Raw genomic sequence first — 17,498 nt, forward strand, 5'->3', positions numbered from 1 at the left:
GCCCGGCTACGAGCCGTCCGGCCGGTCGCGCGGGAGCGGGTCGCGCAGCAGCGGGAGGCGGAGGACGAAGCGGGCGCCGCGCTCGCTGTCTCCGATGTACAGCCGTCCCCCGTGCGCGTTCGCGATCTCCCGCGCGATCGGCAGGCCGAGGCCGCTCCCGCCGGCGTCCTTGCGGCGCGAGGAGGCCAGCCGGGTGAAGCGCTCGAACACGCGCTCCCGGTCCTCGGGCGCCACGCCGGGCCCGTCGTCGCGGACCTCCAGCACCGCCTCGCCGCCGTCCGCCCGGACCTCCACCTCCACCCGGGCGTCGGCGTGCCGGTCGGCGTTCACCAGCAGGTTGAGCAGCACGCGGGCGAGCTGGAGCCGGTCGCCCTCCACCAGCACGCCCGGCTCGGAGCGGACCGTCACCGGCAGGCGCAGCGTGCCGCGCGCCACCTCGGCCTCCGCCAGGTCGCCGAGGTCCAGCGGCGCCCGCGCGGGCTCGGCCCCGGAGTCCAGCCGGGCCAGGGCAAGGAGCGCGTCCACGATCTGGTGCAGCCGCTCGGCGTCGCCCAGGGCGTGCTCCAGCGTCTCCCGGGGGTCGGTGCCCGCCGGGTCGTCCAGCGCGAGCTCGATCCGGGTGCGCAGGCCGGTGATCGGCGAGCGCAGCTCGTGCGAGGCGTCGGAGACGAACCGGCGCTGGTGCTCCACCGCCCGCTCCAGCCGGTCCAGGGTGGCGTTGACGGTGCGGGCCAGCCGCTCGATCTCGTCGTGGGTGCCCGGCACGGGCATCCGGCGGCTCAGGTCGGACGCGGTGATCTCGGCCATCTCGGTCTCGATCGCCGCGACCGGCCGCAGCGTCCGTCCCACCGCGCGCCACATCCCCCACGCGGCGAGCGCGAGCACCACGACGCAGAGTCCGGCCATGACCGACTCCAGGAGGTAGTTCCCGAGGATCCACGGTTGCGGGACCGCCGCGTACACCGTCACGGGCCCGTACGCCTTGGCCACGACGTCGAACCCGACGACGATGACGCAGTCGGGCAGCAGGTCGCTCCGCGCGCAGACCCTGGTGTCGACCCGCGTGTCGAGCCGGCTCGGCCGCGCCCTGGTGATCGGCGGGCGGCCCTGGAGCGGGGCGCTGGAGGCCACCACCCGGCCGGAGCCGGCGGAGACCACTTGGACGAGCACGCCGCTCTGTGCCGGAATGTGGGTGGGCAGCCGTCCCGCACCGGCCGCGACCGCGACCTCGCGGGCCGCGCGGGCCGCCACGTCGGTGCGATGGCTCAGGATCAGATGGTGCAGCAGCGCCGCGGTGACCAGGACGGCGGCCAGCAGCAGCGACCCGACGACGCTCATCGCGAGCAGCGTCACCCGCGCGCGGATCGAGCGCGGCCGGCCCGGCCACGCGCTCAGCGGGACGGTCGTCGCCGGCATCTCTCCTTTGTATGCCCCGCGCCTCCAACGACCGGTAAAGGATCACTCCCGCCACCCCGCCGCGGCCCGCCGACCTTGGGGACGGAACCGACACGTCAGCCTTTACCACCCCTTTCACCTGCGGTAGCGGCGAGCACACCCTTGGCGACCTATAAAGGAATCACGTGAAGTCGACTCCCGCCAGGGGGATGGGCATGGGCCAGACCGACGAGCCGAGGTTCGACCCGGGTGCGCTGACCACCGCACAGCGCCAGGGCGCGGCCTGCGTCGTCTGTCGGAAGCAGTGGCCCCGGCCGCGCACGCGCGTCGGCCGCCTGCCGGATTCGTCCGGGGTGTTCGCGTGCGAGGAATGCGCACCCGCCCTGCCGGCAACCCGCGAAGCGGGCTCTCCGGGAGCCGACCACGCACGCCGGACGACCGGCCGGGAGGCCGGTTCCGGCGGGGGCGCCGGTCTTCGACCGAGGCGGGCGCCCCGGAGGTCTCTCCTGGAGGAGGGTGACCCGGGCATTCGGGGGGAAGCCCGGGACCACCCGACAGGCGTGCCCGGCTGGGGGCGGCCGGGCGCGCCGGAGAGACCGTCGCGCGGGCGGGGGGCCCGCCCGCGCAGCCCGTCCCCGCCGCGTTAGCCGGGACCCCGCCGGGCGGGGTTGGTCGCCTCGATCCACTTCTTGGTCCACTCAGCGTAGTCGGTGCAGTCGCCCTTGCCGGGCTTGCCCTTCTTGCCGGTGCCGCACGCCTTGGCCGGGGTGTGCGCGAAGATCACCTCGTCGAGGTAGCCGCGGTCGCCGACCCGGTAGGCGTCGCAGAACTCGCGCTTGAGCCGGTCGCCCGAGCACGCCTGCGGGTTGGCCGGCGCGACCCCGGTCCACTCGGCCACCTGCTGCTGGACGTCGGGCGAGGCGGTCCACTGGAGCCACTGGTACATGCAGTTGGGATGCTGGACGCGGGCACCGATCATCCAGGCGTTCATCCAGCCCGTGACGCCCTCGGAGGGGACCGCGGTCTGCACCGGCCGTCCGGCCCGGTTCAGCACGTCGGCCTGGTACGGCCACACCACGCCAAGCGCGGCGCTCTGCTCGCCGCCCGGCCCCTCCGGCCTCACCTTGGGTGCGTCCGTGCCCGTCGGGGTGGGCGTCGCCGTGCCGGACGAGGGGGGCGCGGGCAGCGGGGAGGACGCGGGCGGGGGCGCGTCGCCGCTCCGGCCCGTGGCGCCGCCGAGCCCGGTGCCGCCCCCGGCGAACGCACTGATCGCGTCGGCGGGGAGCTGCCAGTACTCCTTGACGTGCGGGCGCTGCTTGGCCAGCACCTTCCCGGCGGCGTCGAGCTGCTTGGCGGTCAGCGAGTAGGGGTCGCCGATGTGGAGCTTGCGCTCCTTGTCCTTGAGGTAGAGGGCGGCCTCGGCGATGGCGAGCGGGCTGTCGCGCATGATGAGCCGCCCGGAGTAGCGGCGGGCCTGTTCCGGCTCGAACAGGGCCGCCCAGCTCGACGGGGCCGGCTGGACCGTCCGGGTGTCGTAGGCCAGCAGGTTCGAGCCCCATGTGAACGGGACGCCGTAGAACCTGCCGTCGCGCTTGAGCAGGCCGCGCAGGCGCGGTTCGAGCTTCTTGTAGCCGTCGACCAGGTTGGGGTTGACGGCGACGACCTGGCGGTCGGCGATGAGCCGCCCGGACACTTCGGGCGGCGCCGACACACCGTCGTAGCGCCGGTTGGGGTCGCTCATGAGGTCGGCCATCTCCTCCGGGGAGCGGGCGGCCTTCCAGCCGACCTTGCAGCCCGTGCGCTTCTCGAACGGGGTGACCCAGTCGACCCGGGGGTCGCTGCCGCCGTTCTCCACGTAGCCCGACAGCGAGACCAGGTTGATGGTGCCCTCGCCCGGGCCGAGCGTGCTGGCCACCCGCACCGCACCGGCCGGTTCATCGTCGCCGCTACAGGCGCCGAGACCCGCCGCCGCCAGCACCGTGGTCACCACCAAGGCCGTCACCTTGGCCCTCAACCGCATGTCGCTCCCGATCCGTCCACCGGGCCGTCCCCCGCGCGGACGGGCCCGTCGGCGCAGCGTAGCGCCTCCGGCACCGTGAGGCCGCGTGCGGCGCCGCGAGGACGCGCGGCGCGGGACGGCACGGGAGCGCATTCCACCCTTCCCGTCGTGCCGAACATCTCCGCGCGATTCGATCGCCGGCCACCGGACGGGGATCCACCATCCCCGCCTTTATGAACCATTCACAAAGCCATTTTCGGACGGATTGGCTGCGGCGAAGAGAGCCGCCGCGGCCCGGGGGGCGGTGGGTGCTGGCGTCCGTGCCACACACGGAGGTTGCTGGAGAGGGGTGTGGCACGGGCTGCCGCCCATCCCGGGGCCGCGGCGGCGCCGGCGTGCGTGGCGAGGTTGGGGAACAGCGGATCACCTTGCAGTGCCGCTCGGCCACGCGGACGCCGGCACCCGGCGGAACGGGGACGGTGTGACGCCCTCGAGACGGAGGAGATTCGAGGGGCGTCGCCCGTCCTGCCGGGGGTCGCGGGACGGCCGGAGGCCGTCGTCGGTCATCGGATTCCCTACTGCGGAGTGCTGGATCACCTCGATCAGTGCGATGAGCCGCTGCGGGGTCTCGGCCTCGACGAAGTCCCCGCCGCCCCGGCCCCGGGGCGGCAGCGCCCACCAGTGGGCGGTGAACGGGCCGAACCAGACGGTCCAGCCGGGGTAGCGCCGGCCGAGCGCTTCGACCTCGGCGGCGTGGTCGTCAGCAGTCATCGCGCGGCTCCCTGCGCCGGACCCCGGACCTCGATCCTGACTCCGAATCCCGACCTTTTACTTATTCATCCCATTTAATTGGGATATTTAGATTGTGTCCGCGGTCACAGGACGAGTCAACACTTGTAGCTATTATTTGTCGAGGCGGCGGAGACGAAAATTGACGACGAGAACTCCCAGGCGGAAGAAGTTCCCGACGCTGCGAAGGAACGGCGCGAAGGGGCGGCGCGGTTCGCGGCGTTTATCGCTCTCTGGGTGATTCATCCCACCGGCCCGAACCTCAGGTGTCCGATCCGGTCCCGCCGATCGATCCGGTCAGGTCCGCACCGCCTCGTCCACGCTCTCCAGCGCGCCGATCAGGATGCCCAGCCCCTCGGCGGCCTCCTCGCCGGTCAGGTTCAGCGGCGGCGCCATCCGCAGCACGTTGCCGTACAGGCCGCCCTTGCCCACCAGCAGACCACGTGCGCGCGCCGCCTCCATCGCCGCCGCGGCGAGCGCCGGGCCCGGCCCGCCGGTGCCGGGGTCCACGAGCTCGACGGCGAACATCAGCCCCTTGCCGCGCACCGCCCTGACGCTCGGCAGCCGCCCGGCCGCCTCCTCCAGCCCGCCGATGAGGAACGCGCCCTGCTTGGCGGCGTTGGCCTGGAGGTCGTGGCGCAGCACATAGTCGAGGGTCGCGTTCGCGGCGGCCATCGACAGCGGGTTGCCGCCGAACGTGGACAGCCCCACGGCGGTCGGCCCGTCCATCAGCTCCCCGCGCGCGACGACGCCGCCGACGGCGAAGCCGTTCCCCAGCCCCTTGGCGAACGTCATCATGTCCGGGACCACACCGTGGTTCTCGATGCCGAAGAACCCCTGGCCGGTGCGTCCCCACCCGGTCTGCACCTCGTCGGAGACGAACAGGATCCCGTGCTCGTCCAGCACCTCCTTGTAGGCGGCGAACAGGCCGTCCGGCGCCATCGTGAACCCGCCGACCCCCTGGATCGGCTCGGCGATCAGCGCGGCGACGTCACCGCCGGCCGCGGCGGCGAGCACATGCCGCAGGTCCTGCACGCAGGCGTCGATGTACGCGGCGTCGGGCATCCCGGCGAACAGCGGCCGGTCGCGGTCGGCGCCGTGCAGGAAGTGCACGTTGAGCGGCGAGTACGGCACATTCGTCCACGCCCGGTTGCCGGTGACGCCCATCGCGCCGAAGGAGCGGCCGTGGTAGGCCTGCCGCATCGCGAGGACCTGGTCGGTCCGGCGGGCGCGGACGGCCAGCAGCAGCGCGGTCTCGTTCGCCTCGGTGCCCGAGTTGGTGAAGAAGACCTTGGCGTCCGGGATCCCGGACAGCCGCGCGATCTTCTCGGCCAGCTCGACCTGCCCGCGCAGCAGGTACGCGGTCGAGGTGTGCACGACACCGGTCGCGAGCTGGCGCTCCACCGCCTCCCGCACCTCGGGCACGGCATAACCGATCATGTTGCTCAGGATGCCGGTGAAGAAGTCCAGGTACCGGCCGCCCTCGGCGTCGGTCACGCGGGCGCCCGCGCCACCGGCGATCTCGATGGGTTCGTCGTAGTTGAGCGCCAGCCAGGACGGCATGACCGCCCGGTGGCGCCTGAGCAGACGCGCGTGTTCCGCCATGACCGGAGTCTGCTCGGAACGCGCGCGCCCGAATCCCGGTGAATACACCCTGTAAGGCCGCTGCCCCGCTGTGTTGACAGCATGTCCCGATATCATCCGTGCCGATGCTTCCGACCCTGGACGACGTGCTCCAGCTCGACGCGGTGCGCCGCGGGCAGCCGCGCGTCGTCGCCGGCGCCGACCGGACCGGCAACCGGATCCGCTGGGTGCACGTGGCCGAGGTCGACGACATCGCGCACCTGCTGCACGGCGGCGAACTGGTGCTGACCACCGGCATCGCCCTGCCCGACGACCCCGGCCGGCTGCGCGCCTACATCGCCGAGCTGGCCGAGGTCGGCGTCAGCGGGCTGATGGTCGAGCTCGGCCGCCGCTACGCCCGCGCCCTCCCGGCCGCGCTGACCGCCGCGGCCGAGCACCACGGCCTCCCGGTGGTCGTGCTCGCGCACGAACCGGTGTTCGTCGACATCACCGAGTCGGTGCACGCGCGGATCGTCCAGGACCAGTTCGCCGAGCTGCGCGCCTCCGAGCGGCTGCACGAGATCTTCACCCAGCTCTCGGTGGAGGGCGCCTCCACCGACGAGGTCGTCCGCCAGGTCGCCGCGCTCGCCGGGTACCCCGTCGTCCTGGAGAACCTCTCCCACCGGGTGCTGGCCGCCGACGCGGGCGGCGGCGACCCGGCCCGGCTGCTCTCGGCCTGGGAGACCCGGTCCCGCGCGGTGCGGCCCGAGCGGCGCACCGCCTACGACGCCTCGTCCGGCTGGCTGGTCACCACGGTCGGCGCCCGCGGCGAGGACTGGGGCCGCCTGATCGTCGTGCTCGGCTCGTCCCCCACCGCCCGCGACACGGTGCTGATCGAACGGGCCGCCACCACCCTCGCGCTCGGCCGGCTGCTCGACCGGCACGCCGAGAGCCTCGAACGCCAGGCGCACGGCACGATCCTGACCCGCATCCTCGCGCACTCCTACTCCGACCCCCACGAGGCCGCCGCGCGGGCCCGCGCCCTCGGCGTCCCCCTGTCGGGACGGCGCCTGCTCGGCGTCGTCCTGCGCCGCCGCACCCCGCCCGCGACCGCCGCGCCCGAGCTCGCCGAGCTGGCCGAGGCCGCCGCCGCGGCCTGTAAGAACGCCCGCCTGGCCGCACTGGTCGGCATCCTGGACGAGGGCGGCCCGCAGGCTCGCGTCGGCGTCCTGGCCTCACTGCCCGCCCGCGCCGACGCCGAGACCGCGCTCGCCGAGGTCGCCACCCGCGTCCGCGCCCGCACCGGCGGCGACTGCGTCATGGCCGCCGGTTCGCTCGTCGACTCGGTCCGCGACGTGCGCCGCTCGTTCCAGGAGGCCGAGCAGGTCGCGGACGTCGCCTGCCGGGGCTCGGGCGCCCGCCTGTTCTACCGGCTCCCCGACCTGCGGCTGCGCGGCCTCCTGCACCTCCTCCGCGACGACGTCCGCATGCAGACGTTCGTCGAACGCGAGCTCGGCCGCCTCCTGGAGTACGACGCGCAGCACGGCAGCGACCTCACCCGCATGCTGGAGCTCTACCTGGACGCGGGCCGCAACAAGGCGGTGGCCGCGCAGCGCGCCCACCTGTCCCGCCCAGCCTTCTACCAGCGCCTCCACCGCATCGAACGCGTCCTGGACGCCGACCTCGACGACGTCGAGTCCTGCGTGTCCTTCCACGTGGCGCTGCTGGCCCTCAGCTCCGTCCGCTGGGAACACCCCTGACCCACCGCTCCGCGCCTTCCGGGGTCTCGCAGGGTCGCTGGTTGATAGCCTTGAGTGTCCGGGACCGAGCGACCTCGGAGCACCATCCCAGGAGGACATCCATGACGGCGGAGCCCATGCCCGAATACGGACCGGCGTCCGCGCCGGAGCCCCAGCCCCGGTCCGACCACCTGACCGCCGTGCCGGACTGGCTGATTCCCCCAGCGGACGGCTTCACCGCCGAAGACCTCGATCGCCTTCCGCAATTGCCCCCTCACACTGAGCTGATCGATGGCAGCCTGGTCCTGGTGAGCCCCCAGTCCAGTTTCCACACGCTGACGATGGATCTTCTTGTCAACGGCCTCCGCCGCTCCGTCCCGGAGATGATGCGCGTCCGCCGGGAAATGACCGTCACTCTCGGGCGGCGGCAGCGTCCCGAGCCCGACCTGATGGTGCTGCGGGCCGAGGCGGTGACCGGGCCGGAGGAGACCGGCTACCGGCCCGAGGACGTCGTACTGGCGGTCGAGGTGGTGTCCCCCGACTCGGTCGAGCGGGACCGTGAGCGCAAGCCGGCGCTCTACGCCAGGGCGGGGATCCCCCATTTCTGGCGGGTGGAGAAGAACGAGGGGCGCCCGGTCGTCTACGTCCACGAGATCGACCCGGCCACCGGCGCCTACGTGGCGACGGGGATTCACCATGACCGGCTCAAGCTCACCGTGCCGTTCGACGTCGACATCGACCTGACGGAGATCGACCGGCTCTGACCGGCGGACGGGCGGGGGCTCGCGGAGTCAGCCGAGTTCGGCGACGGCACGGTGGGCGGCGTCGATGGCGGCGTCGGCGTAGGCGCGGTTCTGCGAGTCGGAGTTGGCGATGGTCACCCGCCCGTACGGCTGGCGGCCGATCACCGAGGGCAGCGGGCCGTCCGGCCAGAACTGCGCCCAGGGACGGCCGTACTCCAGCGCGTAGCCGTGGCCCCAGCGGTTGACCGTGATCCCCTGGATGTCCTGGGCGGGGTCGAAGCCGCCGCCGGACAGCAGCCGGGTGAGCTGGTCGCGGATGGTGCGCTCATAGGAGGCGAACGGCTTGCCGAACAGCTCCCGGCGGCCCGGTCCGATCCCGCCGCGCGGGTTGGGGTTCGGCTTGGTCGCCATCTGGATCATGTGCACCAGGATCGGCTGCTCGGGGTCCTTGGAGAACTCGTAGCCGCCCATGCTGACCGGGTAGTCGAGCTCGGCGACGCACCACTCACCGCTGAGGAAGCGGGTGTGGCTGATGTGCAGCTTCTCCCACGCCCGCCAGTTGCTCAGCTGGACCATGGTGTAGACCATCGGCAGCTTGGTGCCGAAGAACAGGCCCTCCTTCTGCTCGGTCGGCAGGTCCTGCATGAGGTAGGGGACCATCGTGCCGTAGCAGGCCATCACCACGCCGCCCGCCGTGCATTGATAGACCTTGCCGTCCCGGACGAAGTTGACGTCGACGGTCTTGGAGCCGATGCTGCCGCCGGTGTGCTGGACGCGCACGCACGGCGCGTTCAGCCGCAGCCGCACCTGCTCGCCCGCCACGTCCAGCTTGCTGTAGTCGATCCGGGCGAGGGGCTCCTCGTCGAGGGTGCGGGGCGCGCCGGTGCCGGGGATGAGCCGCCCGAGCAGGAGCTTGCAGACCCCGTTGTTGCCGTCGGGGAAGTGGTAGATGTAGGGCTCGTCGGTGTCCCACTGGAGCTGGACGGTGGGGCCGCAGAACCGGTAGGGCTTGGAGCGATCCAGCTTGAGCCCGGAGAAGCCGGGGTAGTCCAGCGCCCAGGAGTCGATGGCGCCGAACGCGTCGATGCCGAACCCCCATTCGTCGCTGGTGTAGGTCTGCATGTAGTCCAGGACCTCCCGCGGCATCCGCGCCACGTCGCGCAGGTACTCCAGGTAGGTGAGCCCGACCAGTTTCATCTTCTTCTGCGCGTCGCTGAGGCCCGGGAGGTAGTCCTTGGGGTTGTCCTGGAGTTCCAGGAAGGCGGTCTTGGCCGCGGCCGACATCGGCGCGTTCTTCAGCGTCTCGGCGGTCTGCGTGTCGCCGTCCATGACCGCGAGGAAATCGCGGCCGAACTGCTCGTTGGTGAAGAAGTCGGAGTCGTTCAGTTTCCAGCGCTCGTTGAACTTCTGGTCGTAGAACTTCTCGAACTTCTTGGGTTCGATGCCGAGTTCGGCCAGCAGCCCCTTGGCCACCGGGCTCCAGGCCGACGGGGCCTCGATCGACTGCGATCCGCCGTATCCGATGAGCAGCTTCCCGTCGGGGTAGAACTCGTTGCGCCGGGCGTGCCCGCCGAAGTCGTCGTGGTTGTCGAGGATGAGCACCGAGGCGCCCGGATGGGCCTTGCGGTAGAAGTAGGCCGCGCTCAGGCCGCTGATGCCGGAGCCCACCACGACCAGGTCGTAGTGCTCGCCGGTCGAGGTGATCGGACGGCTGCCCGACCAGAAGATGCCGTCGCGCAGCTCGTGCGGGATGCGCATCGAGGGGTTGGTGCTGCCGCGCAGGCCGGTCATCGCGGGCGGGTAGGACGGGTTGCCCTGCCCGGCGTAGTTCCAGCCGTTCGGCGGCGTGGTGACCTCGTTGATGCCGCCCCAGGAGCCCGCGGCGCATCCGGAGAGCGCGCCCCCGACCACCAGCCCGCCCGCGGCCACCGCCATTCCGTCCAGGAAGTCCCGGCGGCTGATCTTCCTGTCCATTCCGAGCTCACGATCAGAATGGACAGGCTTGTACGAATTATCCCCCGACATCGCATCCCCCGATCACAAGCCCCTGAGAAGATCTTCCACACACCGCGCCGGCAAAACAAGCACCGCCGAATGCGGGCGGTTTTGTCCCTGTTCATCGAACCCGATGGGCGATATAGGCTGTTCTGCGACCACGCATTCGACATTCATGGGGAGCGCATGCTCGACGTGCCCGCCGGTCTGACCGCCACGCAGACCAAGTACAACGGCGAAAAGGGACGGGCCTGGGTCGCGGCCCTCCCCGGGCTGACGGCCGGAGCCCTGGACCGCTGGGATCTGCGCGTCGACGGGCCGTCCCGGCACGGCATGGCGGCGCTCGTCCTCCCCGTGCGCCGCGCCGACGGCGCCGAGGCCGTGCTCAAGCTCCAGCTTCTCGACGAGGAGACCGAGAGCGAGCCCGTGGCGCTCCGGCTCTGGGACGGGCAGGGCGCCGTGCGGCTGCTCGACGAGGACCCGGCGGCGGGCGCGCTACTGCTGGAACGGCTCGACGCCGACCGCACGCTGGCCGCGCTGCCGGGCGACCTCGACGCGCTCCGCGTCCTGACCGGGCTGCTGGCCCGGCTGGTCGCGCTGCCCGCGCCCGCGGGCGTCCGGCGGCTCGCCGACATCGCGCGCGCGATGCTCGCGCAGGTGCCGGACGCCCTCGCCTTCCTGACCGACGACCGGCAGCGGCGCCTGACCGAGGTCTGCGCGGCGGCGGTGACGGACCTGGCGGACGAGCCCGGCGACCGCCTCCTGCACTGGGACCTGCACTACGACAACGTCCTGGCCGGAACGCGCGAGCCGTGGCTCGCGATCGACCCCAACCCGCTGGCCGGCGACCCCGGGTTCGACCTGATGCCCGCCCTGGACAACCGCTGGGACGACATCGTGGCGACCGGCGACGTCGCGCGCGCCGTCCGCCGCAGGTTCGACCTGATGACCGAGGTCCTCGGCCTCGACCGCGGCCGCGCCGCCGGCTGGACGCTGGGCCGCGTCCTTCAGAACACCCTGTGGGACATCGAGGACGGCGAGCCCGGGATGAACGACGTCCAGCTCGCGGTCGGCGAGGCGCTCCTCCCCCGCCTCTGAAGCGAACGCACGGCCGCACGGAACCTCCACATCCGGCTGCTTGGATCACCGCATGACGCAACCGAACCCGATCGACTATCTGGACCAGGTCGCCGCCGCGGTGCTCGGCCTGCGCCGCAACACCGCGCGGGCGGTCGAGGCCGGCCGTCTCGGCGCGGCGGCGGGCGGTGGTCCAGCGGCTTGCCGAAGCCGAACGTGCCGACGATCGCCTCGGGCCTGTCCCAGCGGCCGTGGCACATCACCTCGCTGACCTTGATCGCGTCGATCCGCGGTCAGCCGCGGCCCCTGCCGAGCAGGCGCAGCAGGTCGGGGTCGGTGGCGAACAGCCGGTCGAGCTCGTCGGCGCCCAGCCGCTCGGCGAGGATCTGGAGCACGAGGTCCTGGCGGACGTACTCGGCCGCCATCAGCGCGACGGCCGGATCGGCGGTGTAGATGCCCCACGCCTCGCCGTCGCCGAACCCGCCCACGACCGCCTCGCGCCGGTCGCCGACGACCACGATCAGTCGGTAGCCGAGATCCTCCAGCACCGTCTCGGGCGCGGAGAACCGGTGCTCGCGGACGTTTCCGGCGCGGTCCTCCAGCGGGCCCTCCTTGCCGAAGGTGATCACCGACACCTCGACGCCGCGGTCCGCCGCCTCGCGCACCCGCGGGCCCAGCCGGCGGGTCTCCTCGGGCCAGATCGACAGGAACAGGTCGCGGCGGGCACCCGCGATCACGTCCCCGGCGCGGGCCAGCATCGCCTCGGCGTCCTTGAGGTTGTGGATCAGGTGCGCCTCGGGGGCGGCGACGACGGCGGGCAGCGCGGCCTGCAACGCCTCGACGGACCCGTCGAACTCCCGGCGCATCCGGTCGAGCAGCGCGGCGGGCGGCAGCGGCAGGTAGTCGGTGGCGTCGGACGAGCCGCGCACCTCGTAGGCGGCGCCGCGCGCGACGAGCTTGCCGAGCGTCTCGTAGACCGTGCTGCGCGGGACGCCGGAGCGCTTGGCCACCTCGTACCCGTTGACCGGCCGTCCCGCCGCGACGAGCGCGACGTACGCCTTGGCCTCGTACCCGGACATGCCGAGGCGCTGGAGATGGTCCAGGACGTCCCGCGTGCTCACCGCCGTCATGCTACGCGCCGCCGCACGGCCGGACCGATCGAGGCCGGGAGAGCGCCCGGCGCACCCTCAGGCCGCCCGGACGCCGAGCGCGCCGACGACCCGCAGCCCCGCGCCGCTGGGGTCTCCCGGGCCGGAGCGCGCGGGGGCGGAGTCGCCGCGCCACCGCTGGACGTCGGTGAGGCCCGGATCGAGCAGGGCGAGATCACCGAACAGGGCGCGGATCTCGTCCTCGGGACGGCAGGTCAGCGGCGCGGAGGCCCGCTGGTAGGCCTCCTCGACGCTCCGCACGATGTCCGGTTCGGCGGCCGTGCCGGTCGCGTGGGTGATGAGCAGATGCCCGCCCGGGACGATCCGCTCCCGCACCAGTGCGGCGGCCTCGTCGGCCACCGGCGCGCGCACGAAGTGCAGCACGGCGCCGAGGACGAACAGCGCCGGGCGGTCGAGCTCGATCAGCCCGTCGACCTTCTTCAGCAGCTGCTCGGTGTCGTGCAGGTCGGCCTCCAGGACGTGCACGTCGTCGCCGGGCGCGAACGCGCGGTAGTGCGAGGCGACGACCGGGTCGTGGTCGGCCAGGACCACACGGACGCCCCCGGACGCCTCGCGCGCCGCGTCGAGCGTGCTCGGCCGGGTGGGGAGCCCGCCGCCGAGGTCGACGACCTGGCGCACCCCCGACCGGACGGCGGCCCGGACCCCGCGCGCGATCATCCGGCGGTTGGCGACCGCGAGCGGCCCGCTCTGCGGCAGCCGCCGGGCCACGTCCCGCGCGGCGGCCCGGTCGGCCAGATAATTGTCCTTGCCGCCGAGAAAGAAGTCGTACATTCGGGCCACGCTCGGAACGCGCGGATTCAATGCGCCGTACGCGGTGCCGTTCCTGCTCTCACTCATGGCCACCCCGGGAGCCTTCTGCGGCGTACGGGCGTACGCCGCGAGCGCCCCTGCGGGTGGGCGGAACGGAAAACGAAAATGCCGGCCGTGACGCGGCGTCATTCTCGGGAAGCGTCAGGTCACTGCCAATCATGACAGTGACGCTCCGCTGCGGACAACCATTCAGTCACGCATGACTCGGCTCCGTCAAGCCATTCCCGGAGGACAGCGGCCATGGCGCCCTCCGGAGAATCTGCCACAGCGGCCCACCCTCCGGTCGGGGCGGGGATCGGACGCCCGCCGCCGGGGCGCTACCTTCGAGGGGTGAATCTTGGACTGGACGGCCGCCGGGCCGCGGTCGCGGCGGCGAGCGGCGGCCTCGGCCTCGGCCTCGCCACCGCGCGGGCGCTGATCTCCGAGGGCGCCCAGGTGGCCATCTGCGGCCGCGACCGGGACCGGCTCGCGGCGGCGGCCGGACGGCTCGGCCCCGCGGCCCATCCGATCATCGCCGACGTCGGCACGCCCGAGGGCGCCACCGCGTTCGTCCAGGAGGCGCAGGGCGTGCTCGGCGGGGTGGACGTCCTGGTGACCAACGCGGGCGGCCCGCCGGCGGGCGGTTTCGCCGACACGCCGCTGGAGGACTACGCGCCGGCGCTCGACCTCAACCTGCTGTCGGTGGTGGCCATGTGCAAGGCGGCCGTGCCGCCGATGCGGGAACGCGGCTGGGGCCGGGTGGTCGCGATCACCTCGATCTCGGTGCGGCAGCCGATCCCGGCGCTGATCCTGTCCAGCACCGCGCGGGCGGGGGCCACCGGGTTCCTCAAGTCGCTCGCGCTGGAGGTCGCGGGCGACGGCGTCACGGTCAACTCGGTGCTGCCGGGCTCGCACGCCACCGAGCGGCTGCGGTCGCTGCGCGGCGACGACTGGGACACCGTGGCGGACGAGGTCCCGGCCGGACGGATCGGTGACCCCGACGATTTCGGCGCGTTCGTGGCGTTCCTGTGCTCGCGGCAGGCGCGGCACCTGACCGGCGGCGCCATCCCGGTGGACGGCGGCGAGTACGCCGGGCTGCTCTGACCGGACCGTCCGCGCCCGGTTTCGTCACCTGAGTGACGAACTCCCGCGCCCGGACCTGTGCCCGTCCTCACTTACGATGGCGCGCCATGCCTCCCCTCTCGACTGGACTCCTCCGTCAGAGCACCTGATCCGTGCCGCGAACGTGGCGCTGGAACCCTGGCGCGCCTGGACCTCGCCCGTCTTCCACGGGCTCGGCCACCTGCCCGAGCGCGGGCCCGCGCTGCTGGTCGGCAACCACACCGTGTACGGCGTGGTCGACGCGCCGCTGATCTTCTTCGAGATCCACCGGAGGCGCGGCGTGTGGGTGCGGTCCCTCGCCGACCACGCGCACTGGCAGATCCCGGGGTGGCGCGCGGTGATGGACGCCGGCGGCTCGGTCGACGGCACCCGGGAGAACTGCCGGGCGCTGCTGCGGGACGGGCAGATGGTGGTGGTGTTCCCCGGCGGGGCCAGAGAGGCGGCCCGCTGCAGCGGGGACCGCTACCGGCTGAAATGGGAGCGCCGGCTCGGCTTCGCGCGGATGGCGGTCGAGGCGGGCTGCCCGATCGTCCCGTTCGGGTCGGTCGGGGTGGAGGAGATGTTCACCACCGTCCTGGACCCGGGCAGCCGGCTGCTCGCCCCGGTGCGCGCGCTCGGCCGGGGGCTGCTCGGCGAACGGGGCCGGCGCGACGACGTGGTCATGCCGCTGTCGCGAGGCATCGGCCTCACCCCCCTCCCCCGGCCCGAACGGCTCTACTTCGGCTTCGGCGAGCCGATCGGCACCGCCCCGTGGGCGGGCCGGGAGGACGATCCGGAGGCGCTCGCCGAGGTCCGCGACCTGACCCGCGCGGCGGTCGAGGGGATCATCGCCGGGCTGCGCGCCGAGCAGGCCGCGGACCCGGGCCGGACCCCGCTGGGCCGGCTCGGCCGCGGCCTGTCCCGCGGCGCGCGGATGCTGCCGCGCGCCGTGCCGGGCGTGATCGGCCGCTGACCCGGCCGGGCCCGCGCCCGGCCGGGTCGACACGGAGGGAGGATGACCGGTGGCGGCCAGTGGTCGGCAACTGGCGGTCGGCGACTGGCGGTCGGCGACTGGCGGTCGGCGACTGGCGGGTGGTCGGCGGAGAGCGGATGGGTCGGTCGGTGATCGGTGGTGCGCGGCGGGTCAGGCGGCGCCGGCGATGACCCGGCGCTGGAACGGCAGGTAGCGGTCGGCCCGGCGGGGCCGGGCGGGGAGCCCGGTCGGCTCGACCGCGAGGATGCGGTCGAAGCGGAAGGCGCGCACGCCGCGCCGCATTCGGCACCAGCCGACCAGGTACCAGTGGTCGCGGTGGACCAGGCAGGTGACGGGCTCCACCTCCCGGATGGTGACGTTGGCGCCGGCGTCGCCATAGCAGAGCCGGACGACCCGGTGCTCGGTGATGGCCGCGGCGACGACGCGCGCGCGGTCGGCGGTCGCGGCGTCGAGCGGGCCGGTGAGGGTGGCCAGGGTGGCGGTGACGACGTCGTCGTGGCCGCCGAGGTCGAGGAGGGTGCGCAGGGCGCGGCGCGCGGTGGTGGCCTGCGGACCGGCGCCCAGGTGCGCCAGGGAGAGCGCCAGCGCGGCGATCTCGGGGGTGCCGAGCTCGGTGTCGTGGTGCGTGGGGACGGCGCCGGCGCGGACGGCCCGGCCGGTGTGGTGCGTCGCAACGTTCGCCATGGTTCGATTATATGTTCGAACACTGACATTGTGGAGGCCGCCGGGCGCTCGGTCGGCCGACCGGTCCGCGATGCCGTCCGCTTGAGCGCACACCCAGGCATACGGAACACTGATGCCTCAACCATGCTCTATCGGGGGATCGGGGGCGACCATGGGCCGACCGGGGAACCGGCCTTGAGCGACGCGGTACCCGGCCGTCCGCCGATGGGCCGGGACGAGGTGGACCGCACGCTCGGCCACCTGCGCGACGAGAGGGAGCGGATCAGCTCCGCCCTGCTCGAACTGGAGGCGAACCAGGGGTACCGGATGCTGGAGGGCGCGGCGCTGAGCGGGGAGACGCTGGACGCCCAGGCCGTCGTCCGCGCGCGCATGGCGGCGCTGTGGGCGCTTTTCGACCTGTACGGGGGCGTGCTCGGCGCGGCCGAGGAGCTCCGCGAGCGGCACTCCCGCCCCGGTCAGGCGCAGCTCGCCGAGCTGACCCGCCTCCTGGCCGGGCCGTCGGTGGAGCTGCCCGTCGAGGAGGTGCCGCTGGAGCGACGCACCCTGCTGTCGGCGCCGACCGGCGAGAAGCTGACCCTCCAGGCGACGGTGGCGCGGATGACCCCGCTGTTCGAGGAGGTCGCCCGCAGGATCGCGGCCCTCGACACGGTCTGGTCGGCGCTGCTGTCGCGGCTCGCCGCGCTGGACGCCGAGCGCCGGGCCGTGTCCGCGCTGCTGGCGTCGCTCGGTGGGACCGAGCCCGAGTTCGACCGGATCGGCGGCGAGATCGACGCGCTGGCCGGCACCGTCCGGTCCGATCCGCTGGCGCTGTCCCGTGACGGCCGCGCCGACACCGCCCGGCTGGACGCCGCGGGCGACGACCTGGCCGGGCTGCGCCGCAGGCTGGACGAGGCCGCGCGGCTGCGCGACGGGTTCGCCGGACGGGTCCGGGCCGTCGCCGGGACCGTCGAGCTGGTGCGCGGCACCGAGGCCGAGGCGCGGCGGGTCCGCGCCGAGGTGCTGGTCAAGATCTCCGACCCCGCTCTGCCGGACCCGCCCGACCTGTCGGCGGCGCTGGCCGACCGGCTCGCGGCCGTGTCCGCCTCCGGTGGACGCGGCGACCTCGTCGATCTGGCGGACCGCGTCGCCGGCCTCGAGCGGGCGGCCAAGGCCGCGCTGGAGCAGGCCCGTACCGCGCTCGCGCTCATCCAGGGGCTGCTCGACCGGCGCGACGAGCTGCGCGGACGGCTGGAGGCGTACCAGGTGAAGGCCGCGCGGCTCGGCCACGCCGAAGACGACGAGCTGGCGCGGATCCACGAGGAGGCGCGCATGCTGCTCTGGTCGTCCCCCTGCGACTTACGGAAGGCGACTGTGACGCTGTCCGGCTATCAGCAGGCCATCTCATCACGGGCGAAGGGACCGGGACGATGAACCAATGCACCGCCCCTGGCTGTACGGGAACCGTTGAGGACGGCTACTGCG

14 protein-coding genes are annotated in these 17,498 nt (G+C 73.3%); 6 read left to right on the forward strand and 8 right to left on the reverse strand.

All coding sequences use genetic code 11. The annotated features are described in order from the left end of the window. Nucleotides 1-6 precede the first annotated feature (6 nt). The 4 genes from QP090_RS05370 to QP090_RS05385 all read right to left on the reverse strand — a co-directional run bounded on the left by QP090_RS05370 (nt 7) and on the right by QP090_RS05385 (nt 5,788). Entirely contained in the window at nt 7-1,416 is a 1,410-nt protein-coding gene (locus QP090_RS05370) for a sensor histidine kinase (protein WP_285937342.1), read from the reverse strand. 622 nt (nt 1,417-2,038) lie between these two features. Then, nucleotides 2,039-3,415 carry an extracellular solute-binding protein gene (locus QP090_RS05375; RefSeq protein ID WP_285937343.1) on the reverse strand — a complete coding sequence of 459 codons (1,377 nt, stop codon included), beginning with the start codon at nt 3,413-3,415 and terminating at the stop codon, nt 2,039-2,041. 402 nt (nt 3,416-3,817) lie between these two features. Next, complete coding sequence (locus QP090_RS05380; RefSeq protein WP_285937344.1) at nt 3,818-4,165, reverse strand: hypothetical protein; 348 nt, start codon at nt 4,163-4,165, stop codon at nt 3,818-3,820. Between the two features lie 315 nt (nt 4,166-4,480). Continuing rightward, nucleotides 4,481-5,788 (reverse strand): aspartate aminotransferase family protein, encoded by a 1,308-nt coding sequence (locus QP090_RS05385; RefSeq protein ID WP_285937345.1) that lies wholly within the window; start codon nt 5,786-5,788, stop codon nt 4,481-4,483. Nucleotides 5,789-5,892: 104 nt separating this feature from the next. On the opposite strand from QP090_RS05385, the gene QP090_RS05390 reads away from it, so the two are divergent. Together QP090_RS05390 and QP090_RS05395 are read left to right on the forward strand one after the other, a co-directional pair. After that, nucleotides 5,893-7,506: a PucR family transcriptional regulator gene (locus QP090_RS05390; protein ID WP_285937346.1), complete on the forward strand. Its 1,614-nt coding sequence runs from the start codon at nt 5,893-5,895 to the stop codon at nt 7,504-7,506. A 101-nt stretch (nt 7,507-7,607) separates the two neighbouring features. Then, the gene (locus QP090_RS05395; RefSeq protein WP_285937347.1) at nt 7,608-8,249 is read left to right on the forward strand and encodes a Uma2 family endonuclease; all 642 of its coding nucleotides are present in this window, start codon (nt 7,608-7,610) and stop codon (nt 8,247-8,249) included. 27 nt (nt 8,250-8,276) lie between these two features. On the opposite strand, the gene QP090_RS05400 is transcribed toward QP090_RS05395, so the two are convergent. Beyond that, nucleotides 8,277-10,202, reverse strand: a complete 1,926-nt coding sequence (locus QP090_RS05400; protein WP_285937349.1) for an NAD(P)-binding protein — start codon at nt 10,200-10,202, stop codon at nt 8,277-8,279. A 207-nt stretch (nt 10,203-10,409) separates the two neighbouring features. On the opposite strand from QP090_RS05400, the gene QP090_RS05405 reads away from it, so the two are divergent. After that, nucleotides 10,410-11,321 (forward strand): aminoglycoside phosphotransferase family protein, encoded by a 912-nt coding sequence (locus QP090_RS05405; RefSeq protein ID WP_285937350.1) that lies wholly within the window; start codon nt 10,410-10,412, stop codon nt 11,319-11,321. Nucleotides 11,322-11,593: 272 nt separating this feature from the next. On the opposite strand, the gene QP090_RS05410 is transcribed toward QP090_RS05405, so the two are convergent. Together QP090_RS05410 and QP090_RS05415 are read right to left on the reverse strand one after the other, a co-directional pair. After that, a complete protein-coding gene (locus QP090_RS05410) occupies nt 11,594-12,430 on the reverse strand; it encodes a TrmB family transcriptional regulator (protein ID WP_285937351.1) in 837 nt (278 codons plus the stop codon). A gap of 57 nt (nt 12,431-12,487) precedes the next feature. Next, nucleotides 12,488-13,306 (reverse strand): SAM-dependent methyltransferase, encoded by an 819-nt coding sequence (locus QP090_RS05415; RefSeq protein WP_285937352.1) that lies wholly within the window; start codon nt 13,304-13,306, stop codon nt 12,488-12,490. 303 nt (nt 13,307-13,609) lie between these two features. On the opposite strand from QP090_RS05415, the gene QP090_RS05420 reads away from it, so the two are divergent. Both QP090_RS05420 and QP090_RS05425 read left to right on the forward strand, forming a co-directional pair. After that, nucleotides 13,610-14,362 carry an SDR family oxidoreductase gene (locus QP090_RS05420; RefSeq protein WP_285937353.1) on the forward strand — a complete coding sequence of 251 codons (753 nt, stop codon included), beginning with the start codon at nt 13,610-13,612 and terminating at the stop codon, nt 14,360-14,362. 76 nt (nt 14,363-14,438) lie between these two features. Further along, nucleotides 14,439-15,332, forward strand: a complete 894-nt coding sequence (locus tag QP090_RS05425) for a lysophospholipid acyltransferase family protein (RefSeq protein WP_285937355.1) — start codon at nt 14,439-14,441, stop codon at nt 15,330-15,332. Between the two features lie 171 nt (nt 15,333-15,503). Here QP090_RS05425 and QP090_RS05430 read toward each other — a convergent pair whose 3' ends face one another. Beyond that, a complete protein-coding gene (locus QP090_RS05430) occupies nt 15,504-16,037 on the reverse strand; it encodes a helix-turn-helix transcriptional regulator (RefSeq protein ID WP_285937356.1) in 534 nt (177 codons plus the stop codon). A gap of 174 nt (nt 16,038-16,211) precedes the next feature. Between QP090_RS05430 and QP090_RS05435 the strand changes: the two genes are divergently transcribed. Beyond that, a complete protein-coding gene (locus QP090_RS05435; protein WP_285937357.1) occupies nt 16,212-17,447 on the forward strand; it encodes a hypothetical protein in 1,236 nt (411 codons plus the stop codon). Nucleotides 17,448-17,498 lie beyond the last annotated feature (51 nt).

This window comes from Actinomadura xylanilytica (assembly GCF_030283145.1).
GTDB classification, from domain to species: Bacteria; Actinomycetota; Actinomycetes; order Streptosporangiales; family Streptosporangiaceae; genus Spirillospora; species Spirillospora xylanilytica.